The sequence below is a fragment of the Streptomyces pinistramenti genome, from assembly GCF_020564935.1.
Classification (GTDB): domain Bacteria; phylum Actinomycetota; class Actinomycetes; order Streptomycetales; family Streptomycetaceae; genus Streptomyces; species Streptomyces pinistramenti.
Window position 1 is genome coordinate 23,148 of sequence record NZ_JAJCXB010000064.1, and the last position, 13,947, is coordinate 37,094.

Annotated in this window: 12 protein-coding genes; 9 read left to right on the forward strand and 3 right to left on the reverse strand. The window is 71.2% G+C overall.

Annotation, left to right across the window (positions count from 1 at the left end; genetic code table 11):
• Window positions 1-351, forward strand: a complete 351-nt coding sequence (locus LIU39_RS29915; protein ID WP_308409430.1) for a DUF397 domain-containing protein — start codon at window positions 1-3, stop codon at window positions 349-351.
• Here LIU39_RS29915 and LIU39_RS29920 read toward each other — a convergent pair.
• Together LIU39_RS29920 and LIU39_RS29925 are read right to left on the reverse strand one after the other, a co-directional pair.
• Window positions 326-1,948, reverse strand: coding sequence for an N-acyl-D-amino-acid deacylase family protein (locus LIU39_RS29920; protein ID WP_227050066.1), 1,623 nt, complete (start codon window positions 1,946-1,948; stop codon window positions 326-328). The two genes, LIU39_RS29915 and LIU39_RS29920, sit on opposite strands and share 26 nt — an antisense overlap.
• A gap of 274 nt (window positions 1,949-2,222) precedes the next feature.
• The gene (locus LIU39_RS29925) at window positions 2,223-3,533 is read right to left on the reverse strand and encodes an amino acid deaminase (protein ID WP_227050067.1); all 1,311 of its coding nucleotides are present in this window, start codon (window positions 3,531-3,533) and stop codon (window positions 2,223-2,225) included.
• Window positions 3,534-3,782: 249 nt separating this feature from the next.
• Between LIU39_RS29925 and LIU39_RS29930 the strand changes: the two genes are divergently transcribed.
• The 7 genes from LIU39_RS29930 (at window position 3,783) to LIU39_RS29960 (ending at window position 11,438) form a co-directional block, all read left to right on the forward strand.
• On the forward strand, window positions 3,783-4,898 hold the full coding sequence (locus LIU39_RS29930; RefSeq protein WP_227050068.1) for a sugar kinase: 1,116 nt from the start codon (window positions 3,783-3,785) through the stop codon (window positions 4,896-4,898).
• A gap of 82 nt (window positions 4,899-4,980) precedes the next feature.
• Complete coding sequence (locus tag LIU39_RS29935) at window positions 4,981-5,760, forward strand: IclR family transcriptional regulator (RefSeq protein WP_227050069.1); 780 nt, start codon at window positions 4,981-4,983, stop codon at window positions 5,758-5,760.
• Between the two features lie 5 nt (window positions 5,761-5,765).
• Window positions 5,766-6,176: a RidA family protein gene (locus LIU39_RS29940; RefSeq protein ID WP_227050070.1), complete on the forward strand. Its 411-nt coding sequence runs from the start codon at window positions 5,766-5,768 to the stop codon at window positions 6,174-6,176.
• Between the two features lie 251 nt (window positions 6,177-6,427).
• Window positions 6,428-7,906 (forward strand): GntP family permease, encoded by a 1,479-nt coding sequence (locus LIU39_RS29945; protein WP_227050071.1) that lies wholly within the window; start codon window positions 6,428-6,430, stop codon window positions 7,904-7,906.
• 221 nt (window positions 7,907-8,127) lie between these two features.
• A complete protein-coding gene (locus LIU39_RS29950) occupies window positions 8,128-8,682 on the forward strand; it encodes a Uma2 family endonuclease (protein WP_227050072.1) in 555 nt (184 codons plus the stop codon).
• Window positions 8,683-8,986: 304 nt separating this feature from the next.
• Window positions 8,987-10,333 (forward strand): eCIS core domain-containing protein, encoded by a 1,347-nt coding sequence (locus LIU39_RS29955; protein WP_227050073.1) that lies wholly within the window; start codon window positions 8,987-8,989, stop codon window positions 10,331-10,333.
• Between the two features lie 172 nt (window positions 10,334-10,505).
• Window positions 10,506-11,438, forward strand: a complete 933-nt coding sequence (locus tag LIU39_RS29960; RefSeq protein ID WP_227050074.1) for a S1 family peptidase — start codon at window positions 10,506-10,508, stop codon at window positions 11,436-11,438.
• A 96-nt stretch (window positions 11,439-11,534) separates the two neighbouring features.
• Here LIU39_RS29960 and LIU39_RS29965 read toward each other — a convergent pair whose 3' ends face one another.
• Complete coding sequence (locus tag LIU39_RS29965; protein WP_264483419.1) at window positions 11,535-12,503, reverse strand: chitinase; 969 nt, start codon at window positions 12,501-12,503, stop codon at window positions 11,535-11,537.
• 396 nt (window positions 12,504-12,899) lie between these two features.
• Here LIU39_RS29965 and LIU39_RS29970 point away from each other — a divergent pair.
• Window positions 12,900-13,947, forward strand: a 1,048-nt coding sequence (locus LIU39_RS29970) for a hypothetical protein (protein ID WP_308409431.1), incomplete at its 3' end; no start/stop codon positions are given.

Here is a 13,947-nt window from a genome sequence, read left to right on the forward strand (position 1 = left end):
TTGAGTGCCGCTGTCTGGCGTACGAGCAGCTTCACCAATGGCTCCGGCGGCAACTGTGTAGAGATCGCCGAAGCGTTTCCCGGCGCCGCCCGCTGGCGTAAGAGCAGCCACAGCAACGGCTCCGGCGGCAACTGCGTCGAGATCGGCGAAGACTTCCTCGGCGCCGCCCGCTGGCGTACCAGCACCTATACCAACGGCGACGGCGGCAACTGCGTAGAGGTCGCCGACGACATCCCCGGCATCGTCCCCGTGCGGGACACCAAGGACCGGGACGGGGGGACGGTCATCGTCCCTGCCGTCGCCTGGAGTCGGTTCATCGCCGCCGTCAAGGGCGGGGCGCTGAGCGCCTGACGGAGCGGCCCGCCAGGATGTCCGTCCGTTTGCCGTCCTGCATGACGAAGCGGCCGTCGATCAGGACGTGCGGGATGCCGGTGGGCAGGGCGCGCGGGACGTCGAAGGTGGAGCCTGCCGCGACCGTTTCCGGGTCGAAGAGGACCAGGTCGGCGCGGTACCCCTCGCGGACCAGGCCACGGTCGGGCAGCCGCAGGCGGGCGGCGGCGCGCGAGGTGAGGTGGGCGACGCACTCCTCCAGGGGCAGGACGCCCAGCTCGCGGACGTACTTGCCGAGGTAGTGCGGGAAGGTGCCGTACGCGCGGGGGTGCGGCTTGGCGCCCTGGAGGATGCCGTCGCTGCCACCGGTGTGCACCGGGTGGCGCATGATGCGGCGGACGTTCTCCTCGTGGCCGACGTGCTGGAGGATCGTCGGGCCCAGACGGTCCTCGATCAGGAGGCGGCGGGCGGTGACCCAGGGCTCCTCGCCGCGTTCGGCGGCGCTGCGGGCGACGGTCTTGCCGACATAGCAGCTCAGGGCCGGGTCGGAGACACCCGAGATCTCGATGGCGTCCCACTCGATGGGGACGCCGTGGCAGCCGTCGGCGCCGTCGACCTCCATGACCTGCCGGATGCGGGCGGCGCTCGCGTCGTCCTGGAGGCGGGCCAGGATCGCGTCCGGGCCGCCCTCGCTCGCCCAGCTCGGCAGCATGGCGACGAGCGTCGTGCAGCCGGGGGTGTAGGGGTAGGTGTCGAGGGAGATGTCGGCGCCGGATGCCAGGGCCGCGTCGAGCAGGGCCAGGAGTTCGGGGGCGCGGTCCTTGTTGACGCCGAAGTTCATGGTGGCGTGCGCGAGATGGAGCGCGCAGCCGGCCTCGCGGGTGAGGTCGACCATCTCCTCGTACGCCTGGAGGGCGCCCGCCCCGTAGGAGCGGTGATGCGGGCAGTAGTAGCCGTCGTATTCGGCCACGACCCGGCACAGTTCGGTCAGTTCGGCATCGGATGCGTACATGCCGGGGGTGTAGGTCAGGCCGGACGAGAGGCCGACGGCGCCCTGTTCCAGGCCCTCGGCGACCAACTGCCGCATCCGCGCGATCTCGTCGGCGGTGGCGGCGCGGTCGTCCCAGCCCATGGCGAGCATCCGGACGGTGCCCTGGGGAATGAGGTAGGCGGCGTTGACGGCGATGCCGTGGCCGTCGAATCCGTGGTCGAGGCGGTCGAGGTAGCCGCCGACGGAGCGCCAGCTGAAGTCGATGTCGGATCCGTCGCCGTTCCAGCCCGTGATCTGCGCGCGGACCTCGGCGAGCGTGCGGTCGTCGACCGGGGCGTACGACAGGCCGTCCTGGCCGATGACTTCGAGGGTGACGCCTTGGGCGGCCTTCGCCTCGTGCGCGGGGTCGCGGAGCAGCGCGAGGTCGCTGTGGGCGTGCATGTCGATGAAGCCGGGGGAGAGGGCGAGGCCGTCGGCGGCCACCGTGTGCCGGGCGGACGGGCGGGGCCCGACGTGGCCCTCGCGGTGGATCGTGGCGATCCGGCCGTCGGACAGGGCGACGTCGGCGCGGTAGGACGGGCCGCCGGAGCCGTCGATGACGCGCACGTCGCGGAACACGGTGTCCATGAGGGGCCTTTCTGGGACCGGCGGTGCGGGCCGCGGGGGTCGGCGCGCACCGCCGGAGTCTGTGCGGGCGGCGCAAGGGCCTGTCGGGGGCGGTGGTTCAGGAATTTTTTCCTGCGCTTCTCACGAAACGGGGGTGCCGGGCGTCTTCCTGATGAGAGATCGACGGGGAAGGTGCGAGATGTCGGATCGGGAATCGGCTCGGGCGTGTGCTCGGGAAGCTGTTCGGGGGAGTGCCGGGGGAACGGCTCGGGGAGGTGTTCCCCCAGCAGCCGTGTCAGAAGAACGTGCGGATGAAGTCCGAGACCGTGCCATCGGCCTCGACGAGCGGGATCAGCTGCCACTTGTCGAACGAAGTACAGGGGTGGGACAGGCCCATCCCCACCCAGTCGCCGACCTCCAGGTCGTCCGCGCCCTCGGTGGCCACCCAGGCGTGCTGGTCGGACAGGCCGGTGACGGTGAGGCCGGTGGCGGGGCGCTCGATGCCGTCCCGGCCGGAGCGTACGACCTGGGCCTGCGGCAGATCGAGGTCGTAGGCGGCGTCGCGCTTACCGGCGTTGAGGAACGCCTGGCGGGGGGTGGGGCGGGAGACGACCTGTGCCCAGAGGCGGAAGGCGGGCTGGAGTGCGCCTTCTTCCGGGACGCGGTTGAAGGGGGTGAGGTGGCGGTAGTGGCCGTCGTCGTGGGAGACGTACGCGCCCGAGCGCAGCAGCTTCAGCACCGGGGCGGAGAGTGCGGGGATCTCGGCGAAGACCTCGGCGACGGCGTCGAACCAGGCGCTGCCGCCCGCGCTGACGACGATCCGGTCGAGGTCGGCGAAGCGTCCGGCCTTGTCGAACTCCACGGCCAGCGCGACCAGTCGGCGCAGCCAGGCCGTCACCCGCTCAGGGGTCGCGTCGGGCACCTCGCCCTCGTAGCCGGCCACGCCGACCAGGCGGAGGGTGTCCACCCCCGCGATGGCGTCGGCCAGTTCGAGGCACTCGGCCTCGGTGCGGACGCCGGTGCGGGCGGTCTCGCCGGCGCCCAGCTCGATGACGACGTCGACGGGGCGGCTCGCGCCCGCCTCGCGGAGTGCGGCGTCCATCAGCGCGATGCCGCGCAGCGAGTCGACGTAGCAGACGAAGCGGAAGCCGGGGTCGGTGTCCAGCTCGGCGGCGAGCCAGCGCAGCGCGGCGGGGTCGACGAGTTCGTTGGCAAGGAAGATCTGCTGGATGCCGTAGGCGCGGTAGACGCGGGCCTGGTGGGGGACGGCGGCGGTGATGCCCCAGGCGCCGTGCTCCAGCTGGCGGGCGAAGAGCTGGGGGGCCATGCAGGTCTTGCCGTGCGGGGCGAAGGCCAGGCCGTGGCGCGCGGAGTAGGTCTCCATCAGCGCGAGGTTGTGCTCGACGGACTCGGCGGAGAGGGCCAGTACGGGAGTGGTGAAGCCGCCGTCGAAGAGGTTGCGGCGCTCGGCCGCCAGCTCGCCGACGGTGCGGCCGTCGGCGTCCGGCGGGAGGGCCTTGAAGCGGTGGTCGACGCGTTCGTCCGCGAGCCCCTGGGCGAGCCCCTTCGCGTGGTCCGCCGCGAGCCGGTCCCGGTCGTCGACCATGGGCCCTCCTCAAAGATCTTGTTGCACTCTATGCAACAGCCATTGCGTATATCGCTTATAGGTGTCTAGCATCCGAGCCATCACCGGGTCAATGGTGAGAATCGCCCCGGGAAACCGTCCGCAAACCGTCCGCGAAACCCCCGGAAGCCTTCCGCGACGCCTTTCACGGAACCCGCCGCGAAACCTCCGCGACCTCGCAGGGCAGCCAACCACCCGGCGCAGCCGCGCAGCTAAGGAGTACCCCCGATCGTGACCAGGTCCTCGAACGTCAGCGGCACCGCCGGCCCGGACGGCGGCACCGTCCCGGACGCCGACGTCGATGTCGTCTGCCTCGGCGAGTCCATGGTCACCTTCCTGCCCACCCGGCCGGGCCGCCTCGCCGACGTACCCGCCTTCGACCGCGCCATCGGCGGCGCCGAATCCAACGTCGCCTGCGCGCTGGCCCGCACCGGACACACCGTCCGCTGGATCTCCCGGGTCGGCGCGGACGGCTTCGGTGACCACCTCGTCGACACCATCGCGGGACACGGCGTCGACGTCGGCCACGTCCAGCGCGACCCGCAGCGCCCCACCGGCATCTACTTCCGCACCGCGGGCGAACGCGCCACCGGCGTTGACGGCGAGGAGCCGGGCCGCGCCGAAGTGCTCTACTACCGCGCCGGATCCGCCGCCTCCGCGATGACCCCCGCCCAGCTCGACCGCTCCGCGCTGGCCGGCGCCCGCGTCCTCCACCTCACCGGCATCACCGCCGCCCTCTCCGACGGCTGCCTGGAGGTCCTGCGCACCCTCACCCGCCGCACCCCGGGCCGCCCGCTGGTCTCCTTCGACGTCAACTACCGCGTCGGCCTCTGGCGGGCCGGCACGCACGGGCCGGAGATACTGCTCGACCTCGCCCGCGGCTGCGACCTGGTCTTCGTCGGCGAGGACGAGGCCGAGGCCGCCTGGGACCTGCACGGGCCCGAAGCGGTGCGCGAGGCGCTGCCCGAGCCCGCCACGCTCGTCGTCAAGCAGGGCTCCGAAGGCGCCACCGTCTACGACCGCAGGGCCGACGGCAGCGACTCCGTCACCTTCGTCCCCGCCCTGAAGGTCGAGGTCGTCGCGCCCGTCGGAGCCGGGGACGCCTTCGCCGCCGGATTCCTCTCCGGCACCCTCCGCGACCTGCCGGTGCCCGCCCGCATCCGGCACGGGCACCTGATGGCCGCCGCCTCCCTCACCGTCCCCGGCGACCTCGCCACACCACCGGCCCGCAGCCTTGCCGACCGCCTCGCCGCCCTCGACCCGGCCGACTGGGGCACACTGCGAATCGGCCCCGGCTGGACGACCGACGGGGTGCGCACACCACGGGTGGAGGTCCCCGCACCATGAACGAACCAAGCCAACGAAGCGAGCGGAACGCCGGACGGCACGCCCCCGGACTCCGCCACGACCAGCACGGCGAGGTGTGCGCATGAGCCAGACAGTCGACCGCGCCCTGAGCATCCTGCCGCTGCTCGCGGAGGGACCGGCCAACCTCGAACAGGTCTCGGTCCGACTCGGCGTGCACAAGTCCACCGCCCTGCGCCTGTTGCGCACGCTCCACGAGCACGGCATCGTCTACCGCCAGCCCGACCAGCGCTACCGCCTCGGCGCCCGGCTGTTCGCGCTCGCCCAGGAAGCTGTCGAAAACCTCGACGTCCGGGAGATCGCCCACCCCCACCTCGTCGACCTCAACGAGAAATGCGGACACACCGTCCACCTCGCGGTCTACGAGGAGAACGAAGTCCTCTACATCGACAAGGTGGAGAGCCGTTACCCGGTCCGGATGTACTCCCGGATCGGCAAGCCGGTCGCGATCACCGTCGCCGCCGTCGCCAAGCTGCTCCTCGCCGACCTCGCAGAATCCGAGCGCCGCGCCCTCGCGGAAAAGCTCGACTACCCCCTCTACACGTCCCGTTCGACCCCCAACGCCGCGGCCTTCCTGGCCGAACTGGCAAAGGTCCGCGAACAGGGATGGGCCACCGACCTCGGTGGTCACGAGGAGTCCATCAACTGCATCGGCGCCCCGATCCGCGGCGCGGACGGACGCCTGGTCGCCGCCATGTCGGTCTCCGCACCGAACGTCGTCGTCACCGCAGAGGAACTCCTCACCCTGCTCCCACTGGTACGCCGCACCGCCGACGCCATCAGCCGGGAGTACTCCGGAACCGCAATCCCCCGGCCACAAGCCGGACCCGCACAGGAAGCCTGAACACCATGACCGAGAAGACCGCGCTCACCCCGGCCACCCACACCACCCCGCCCGCGAAGTTCTCCCATGGCGTCAAGAAGGGCAACATCCTTCAGGTCGCGGGCCAGGTCGGCTTCCTCCCCGCCGTCGAGGGCCAGGCCCCCACCCCGGCAGGACCCACGTTGCGTGAGCAGACCCTCCAGACGTTCGCGAACGTCAAGGCCATCCTCGAAGAGGGCGGCGCGAGCTGGGACGACGTCATGATGATGCGCGTCTACCTCACCGACGTCGACCACTTCGCCGAGATGAACGAGATCTACAACGCCTACTTCGAGGCCGAGGGTCTCAAGGAGGCGCCCGCCGCCCGCACCACGGTCTACGTCGGGCTGCCCAAGGGCCTGCTCATCGAGATCGACGCGCTCGCCGTCCTCAGCTGAACGGGCAACGCCCCAGCTGAACGGACACGCGGAACGTCCCCTCCGCTGTCCGCGGCACGCCGCACCGCCCCGAACCGCACCACCCCGAACTGAGCAACTTCCTTGCCGTTAGCGCTGATTCACCCGCTCGACCCGCCGCACGGCGCGGCGCCCCGTACCGACGGGGCGCCGTGCCGCGGTCCCCCCTGCCTGGATGCATTCCAGGGGACTCACCCGGACACCGGGCCCCTGCCTGACAACGGAGTCACACGATGTTCCTCGCCGCCACGACCGCCGCCCCACCGTCGCCACCACCCCACACCGGCGGGCTGCTCGCCCTGATCCCGGGCACCGCAGGGCTCCTGACGGTCGCCGTCCTGGGCATCGCCCTGCTGCTCCTGCTGATCATCAAGCTCCGCCTGCAGCCCTTCGTGGCACTGCTCACGGTCTCCATAGCCGTGGGCCTGGGCGCGGGCCTTTCGGTCACCGAACTCTTCGGCACGGTCCAGAAGTCCGACGTGAAGTCCATGATCGAAAGCGGCATGGGCGGCACCCTGGGCCACATCGCGATCATCATCGGGCTCGGCACCATGCTCGGCTCCATCCTGGAGGTCTCCGGCGGCGGCGAAGTGCTCAGCACCCGCCTGCTGAACCTCTTCGGCGAGAAGCGGGCCCCGCTCGCCATGGGCCTGACCGGCCTCATCTTCGGCATCCCGGTCTTCTTCGACATCGGCATCTTCGTCCTCGCGCCGATCGTCTACGCGGCCGCCAAACGCGGCGGCAAGTCGATGCTCCTGTACTGCCTGCCGCTGCTCGGCTCGCTGTCGATGACCCACGCCTTCCTGCCGCCGCACCCCGGTCCCGTGGCCGCGGCGAGCCTGTTCCACGTGGACCTCGGCTGGATCATCCTGATGGGTGTCATCTGCGGCATCCCGGCCGTCCTGGCCACCTGGGCGTGGGCCGCCTGGATCGGCAAGCGGATCTTCGTCGAGATCCCGCAGGACATGGTCGAGGCGGCCGACGAGGCCAAGGCGGCGGTCCTCGCCGAGCAGCGGGCCTCCGGCGTCACCCCGCAGGAGAAGCCGGTCGCGCTCGGCGCCGTCCTCACCATCATCCTGACCCCGCTGGTCCTCATCCTGCTGTCGACGTTCTCGTCCATCGCGATGGACCCGAGCACCGTCCGCTCGGTCATCGAGTTCTTCGGCAACCCCTTCGTGGCCCTGACGATCGCCCTGCTGGTCGCCTACTACCTGCTGGGCATCCGCCGCGGCTGGTCCCGCAAGTCGCTGGAGACCGTCTCGACCGCCTCGCTGAAGCCGATCGGCAACATCCTGCTGGTGGTCGGCGCCGGCGGCGTCTTCGGCGCGGTCCTCCAGGGCAGCGGCGTCGCCGACGCGCTCTCCGACACCTTCCACAACGTCGGCCTCCCGGTCATCGTCCTGGCCTACCTGCTCTCCCTCGTACTGCGGGTGGCCCAGGGCTCGGCGACCGTCGCCATCGTCACCACGGCCGGCATCGTCCTGCCGCTGGTGGACGGCCAGGGCATGTCCCAGGCCCACCTGGCGCTGATCATCATGGCGATATCGGCCGGCTCGATCTTCGCCTCGCACGTCAACGACGGCGGATTCTGGATGGTGTCGAAGTACTTCGGCATCACCGAGCGGGACACCCTGAAGTCCTGGACGGTGCTGGAATCCGTACTGTCGGTCGCCGGATTCGTGGTGGCGGCGGTGGTGAGCCTGTTCGTCTAGGGCGCTGGGTTGCGGAGCCCCTCCGGACCGGGCCGGCGCCCTCCCCTTCCCGCGGGGAGGAGCGTCGGCCCGGTCCGTATCCGCGGTCCGCACGCCGGGGTTGAGCGGGGCGTCCACCGCCTGAGTCGTCCGGGGCGGTGCGTACGTGAAGCGGCACTGTGACGTTGAACAACGCAGAAGTCCCCCACCGCCCTCGGACGGCCGCCGGAAGGACCGTCCGCATGACCACCGTGTCAGCCGACCACAACGACGGAATCAAACCCGAACGCGCCCTCAAGCACGCCATCCGGCACATCCGAGGCGACCGGGTCCAGATCGTCGAAGGGATCATCGAACCCGTGTCACCCACCTGGGACCACGAGGCCGCGGCCGAAATCCGTGACCAGATCCGCGCCCGCGTCCGTGAGCTCGATTGCGTGACCGGATCCGGCAACCTGGACCTTCCCGGCTCCTCCAACCGGTACGTCCCCGACACCGCCGTGGTGCCCGCTGCGGCGGCCAGGGGGGGCGGCGCCCCGCTGCCCGACCAGACGCTCCTCGTGGTCGAGGTCACCACCGAGTCCAGCGGCGATACCGCCGGAGTCGTCAAGCGCAAGCGGTACGCGGAGTACGGTGCACCGCTGCAGCTGCTGGTCGACCGTCAAGAACGCAGCGTCACTCCGTACTCGGAACCCGGGCCGCTCGGGTACACCCGCGCCGACGGGCCCCACCACCACGGTGCCGTCCTGCATCTGCCGGAGCCGTTCGGCCTGGATCTCGACACCGGCACCCTCTGACCCACGCCGGGCGTCCGTTCCATGCCGGCCGCTCAGGATCCGCATGGGTTCGTCCAGTCCGCAGGGGCAGCCCCGGCCCGTCCACCCTGCCCCGAGTGCTGCCCACAGGGACCTCCCGGTGTCGCGTGCGGGCGGTTAGATTGACCGGCTCCGACGAGCATCGTGGAGCACCCCCATGCACGCACATGACGAGCAGCGACCGTCCCCTGGCCGGAAACCGGGGCGCGTCCCTGCGCGCACCCCCGCCGCTCTGCCGCCCCTTTTGGCCCTGCAACGGGCGGCGGGGAACGCCGCCGTTTCGCGGATGCTCGAAGAGCAACGCCACCAGCACGGCGCGGGCTGCGGCCACGAGCAGCCGGGCGGCCGGCAGTCGGTGCTCGACGCGGTGAGGTCCAGTGGCAGCCCGCTGGCCCCGCACATCCGTGAACGGGCGGAAGCGGGCCTGGACATGGACCTCAGCGCCGTACGGGTGCACACCGGCCCTGCCGCGCAGCGGTCGGCGCAGGACCTGGGGGCCCGCGCGTACACGACGGGCAAGGACATCGTCGTCGGCCCGGAAGGCGCCGACGACGAGACGATGTATCACGAACTGCGCCACGTCGATCAGCAGTCCAAGGGGGCGGTGGCCGGGACCAGCAACGGGGCCGGCGTGAACGTCTCCAGCGAGGGCGACCCCTTCGAGCGGGACGCCGCGGCGTTCGGCCGGCAGATGGCCCGGGGGGACACCCCCGCCCCGCAGAAGGCCCGGGAGGGGCAGGACGGCGAGGCCGCGGCGGGGCACTCCGACGGCATCACGGTGGCCCGGATGCCGTCCAGGCGCCGCGGCAGGCAGATGTATCCCGCCGACGTGGGCCAGCAGTTCGAGATCGACTACCAGGGCTACGAGGTCGTCGGCAGGTACGTGCGCAGCTCTTCGCGCGGTGAGGTCTTCGACACCAGCTCGTTCGGCCGCATCACGGTCTCGCCGTCGGACATCCTCGGCCCTCGTGCCACGGTGGGCGGCATGCACCCGCCGGGCCGGAGCAGGCCGCCCGCCGAGAACCTCGGTGGCCGCGACCGGATCTACCTGTCCGAGGGCGACGCCTCCGCGGCCCGCGCCCGGGTCCGCAGGGATCCCCGCATGGCCGACCGGATGGCCTACACGACCTACGACGCGGGGGGTGATCCCCGCTACGAGGACCTTCCGGCCCATGCCGAGGACCTGCGGCGACTGGGCGTGCCGCACTTCCCGAACATGGACATCCGGGACCAGAGGGCCATGGAGCAGCTCCGCGGGGCGGAGCACGGCGCCAATATCCACAACCACATGCCGCGCGTCCCGCAGGGCACCCGCGGCTACTCCACCCAGCAACTCGTCCGGGACACGGCCCGGTTGCCCGAACGGCTGGGCCGCCATGACATGACGGTGAGCGTCACGACGCCGCGCCCGGACTTCTACGGCAACCCGGCCACGCACAACAGGATTTACGGGCTGGAGAGCCGCAGGGCCCTGGAGGACACCCGCATGGAGGTGACCGCGGAGTACTCGGACTCCGAGGGTTCCCTGGAGGACTACGGCTACTCGCACCGCCGGACCACGGAGAACGAGTCCACCGGCGCGGCCGAGCGGCGCAGGAAGTACCGGATGAGCGGGCGCGACCGGGACTGGTAGGGCCGGGCCGCGGCAGCGGCCGGCCCGCCCGGTCGGCCCCTGCCACGGCATCGACTTGTCATCAATTCCCGTTGCCTCATTGCCTCCAGGCTCCGCGGCGCTAACAATGCGCACGACAAAACCGAAGGTACGTACGGACCTTCGGTGACGGAAGCTTGAGAGGACCCCCACAATGAATCGACCTCTCGTCGGCACCCTGGCCACGGCCGTTCTGGGAGCCGCAGCCCTGGTGGGCACCGCCGGTACGGCCGGCGCCGCCCCCCTCCCGGGCAAGGCGGCCACCGCGTCCGACGCGGCGGCAGCGAAGGGCGCGGCACACATATCCGCGGCCCCCGCGAAGGCAGGGCAGCACACCAAGGCGGTGGACTTCGCCGGCACGGTCGCGCTGAGCAACTGCTCCGGCTCGATCGTCAAGATGCCCACGTCGAAAGAGACCGACAAGGCGCTGGTGATGTCCAACGGCCACTGCCTGGAGTCCGGGATGCCGGGCGCGGGTGAGGTGCTCGTCGACCAGCCGTCCAGCCGCAGCTTCACCGTGCTGGACGCCAAGGCGGGCGACCTGGGCACGATCAAGGCCACCAAGATCGCGTATGCCACCATGACCGACACCGACGTGTCGCTCTACGAGACCGGCTCCACCTACGCCGACATCGAGCAGAAGTACGGCGTCAAGCCGCTGGAGCTGGCCACCGAGCACCCCGCCAAGGGCGCGGCGATCACCGTGGTGTCCGGCTACTGGAAGAAGACCTACTCCTGCAAGGTCGACGGGTTCGTGCACGAACTCAAGGAGGGCGACTGGACCTGGAAGGACTCGGTCCGCTACACGCCGGAGTGCCAGACCATCGGCGGTACATCCGGCTCCCCGGTGCTCGACGAAGCCACCGGCAAGGTCGCGGCCATCAACAACACGGGCAACGAGGACGGCGAGAAGTGCACCGTCAACAACCCGTGCGAGGTGGACGAGAGCGGCAACGTCACCGTCCACAAGGGCACCAACTACGCCGAGGAGACCTACGGGATCCCGAAGTGCTTCGCGGCAGGTAACAAGCTCGACCTGAGCCAGGACGGCTGCACGCTCCCGAAGCCGTCGGCCGCTCGCCGCTGACCCGCCCCACGCAGCAGGCCGGGCCCCGTGCAAGTCACTGCACGGGGCCCGGCCCGGGCGCACGAGGGCCCGCCGCACCCGGGCCCGCTGGAACCGCTACGGCAGACTGTGCACGTGCCCGCCGACCTGGCTCGCGAAGGCGTTGCCGTTCGACGCGTCCCAGTTCGTCGACCAGGTCATCGCGCCGCGCAGGCCCGGGTAGGTCTTGGACGGCTTGAAGGAGCCGCAGCCGCTGCCCTTGGTCAGGCAGTCCAGCGCGTCGTTGACGACGGACGGGGCGACGTAGCCGCCGCCGGCCGCGCTGGCGGACGCCGGGACGCCGATGCCGACCTGCGAGGCGTCCAGGCCGTTCTCCAGCTGGATGCAGGCGAGACCGGTCAGGAAGTCCACGGTGCCCTGCGAGTAGACGTTGCCGTCACAGCCGATCATCGAACCGCTGTTGTAGTACTGCATGTTGACGGCGGTCAGGAAGTCCTTGATGCCCAGCGCCGTCTTGAAGTACTCGTTCTGCGGCGACTGCATGTCGATGGTCTGCGGCGCCATGGTCACCACGACATCGCTGTGCGCGGCGTGCACGGCCTTCAGCGCCTGCGTCATATAGGTGGAATTCAGGCCATTTTCCAGGTCGATGTCGACGCCGTTGAAGCCGTAGTCGTCCATCAGCTTGTTGACCGAAGCGGCGAAGTTCCCGGCCGACGCGGAGTCGCTGACCGACACCGCGCCCTTCTCGCCGCCCACCGACAGGACCACCGACTTGCCGGCCGCCTGCTTGGCCTTGATGTCCGCCTTGAAGTCGTCGGCCGAGCCGTAGCCGACGGCCGGATCCAGGTTGAAGGCGATCTCGCCCGGCTTGCCCGTCGCGTCGGCGAAGGCGACCGCGATGATGTCGTACGCGTCGTCGACGTCCTTCAACTTCTGCACGGTCGCGCCGTTGTTGAAGTTCTGCCAGTAGCCGGTCACCGCGTGCTTCGGGACGGCGGCCGCGCCCGCCGCCGGGGCGGAGTGCTGCGGACGGGTGTCCTGTGCGGCCTGCGCGGTGCCCGCGGCGGCGACGCCGGCCGACATCAGCGCCGCGACGGCCGCGGTGGCCGACAGAGTTCTCTTCCATTTTCCTGATCGTGCGCGAACCACGACTGCCTCCGTGGGGGGAGTTGGCTGGTATGCGGATGCGCGCTCAGGGGCCCCTGTGCTGCCGTACAACGTGGTCCAGACCATTGGGCGTGTCAAGGTTCCGGACACAACCGGTTGCCCCGCGTGAGCGACGCGCAAAGGGGAAGGTGAAAGGGAGAGCAGTGGAACGGCGCGTTCCGCGGCGCCCTGTGGGAGTGACGAGTGACCCGGAACGTGTTCTCCCGGACGTATCTCGCGGATAAAGTGCTGGGCGTATGGCGCCGATGGCGCAGAGCTGTGCCGATCCGCGGTCCCGGGGCCCCCGGAGGCCGAAGGGAGTGGGGGAGCGACGTGCCGACGGCGATTGCAGTCACCAGCCCCGACCTCGCCCTGCCCGCCGCCGACCGGCAGACCCCCGCCGCCGTCGTGCTGCGCGCCCCCGGACTCCAGCCGCTGGACGAGGCGTTGACGGAGACCGGCGCCGTGCTGGCACACCACGGCCACCTCATCGTGCTGTACTCCGCGGCCTGCCCGCCCGAACACGTCCGCAGACTGCACACGCTGCGCGCCCTCCTGGAGAGCGACCGGATCGCGATCGTGCCGCTGGGCCTGCCGCCGCTCGGTGTCGCCGTACTCGCCCGCCAGCTCCGCCAGTTGTCCCTGTCCGCGCTCACCCCCGGCGTACTGGCCTGCGCCGCACGGCTGCTGGCGCACTACGTCCACGCCGGCGCGCTGCTGGGTACCGTCAGCGGCCTGGACCGCGTCCCGGTCGACCTGCGCTCCCACGTGACGTCCTGGCTGCCCGGCGCGCAGTTCGCGGTGCTCGCCAACCCCGAACCGCAACTGGTCCGCCTGGAGCGGCACGCCGCGGCCGCCGGTCTGAAGGGGCCCGCCTACGGCACTCAACTTGCACTGGCCAGAGGTCACTTCAGCGGCGACTGGGTATCCGGGGTGCTGGCCCCTTCCTGGCAGGTCCAGGGCGCCTACGAAGTGCCGCTGCCCGCCGAGTCGGCCCACTGGTGGGGCACCCGCAAGCTCGTCGAATTCGCCGCGGCCATCCCTGATCCGGCCCTGCTGCACCGGCTGGTGTCCTCCGTACGCCGCGAGGCATGCCGCTGGTGCGGGCTCGAACTCAGCGGTGACCGCTGTGCGTTCTGCGCCACCCCGCGGCCCGCCGCGCGGGAGGGCGGAACGGCAGGTGGACGCGCGGTGACCGCGGCCCGTGCACCCGGCGGCGCGGTGGCCGCGGGCCCGGGATCCGGGAGCGCGGTGGCCGCCATCGCGGGCCCGCGGCCCGCCGCACCGCCGCCGCCGGGACCGCCCGCGCCGCCCCCGGCAGGCCCCGCCGCGCCCGTCCCGCCGCACTCCCCGCCGACCGGCCTCGGGCTCTCCCCGGTGG

What these genes read in the sequence shown, in the direction of transcription:
- LIU39_RS29925 (WP_227050067.1), bottom strand. Translation starts at nt 3,533, where the DNA reads ATGGTCGACGACCGGGACCGGCTCGCGGCGGACCACGCGAAGGGGCTC.
- LIU39_RS29945 (WP_227050071.1), top strand. Translation starts at nt 6,428, where the DNA reads ATGTTCCTCGCCGCCACGACCGCCGCCCCACCGTCGCCACCACCCCAC.
- LIU39_RS29950 (WP_227050072.1), top strand. Translation starts at nt 8,128, where the DNA reads ATGACCACCGTGTCAGCCGACCACAACGACGGAATCAAACCCGAACGC.
- LIU39_RS29965 (WP_264483419.1), bottom strand. Translation starts at nt 12,503, where the DNA reads ATGTCGGCCGGCGTCGCCGCCGCGGGCACCGCGCAGGCCGCACAGGAC.
- LIU39_RS29940 (WP_227050070.1), top strand. Translation starts at nt 5,766, where the DNA reads ATGACCGAGAAGACCGCGCTCACCCCGGCCACCCACACCACCCCGCCC.
- LIU39_RS29935 (WP_227050069.1), top strand. Translation starts at nt 4,981, where the DNA reads ATGAGCCAGACAGTCGACCGCGCCCTGAGCATCCTGCCGCTGCTCGCG.
- LIU39_RS29955 (WP_227050073.1), top strand. Translation starts at nt 8,987, where the DNA reads ATGCTCGAAGAGCAACGCCACCAGCACGGCGCGGGCTGCGGCCACGAG.
- LIU39_RS29920 (WP_227050066.1), bottom strand. Translation starts at nt 1,948, where the DNA reads ATGGACACCGTGTTCCGCGACGTGCGCGTCATCGACGGCTCCGGCGGC.
- LIU39_RS29960 (WP_227050074.1), top strand. Translation starts at nt 10,506, where the DNA reads ATGAATCGACCTCTCGTCGGCACCCTGGCCACGGCCGTTCTGGGAGCC.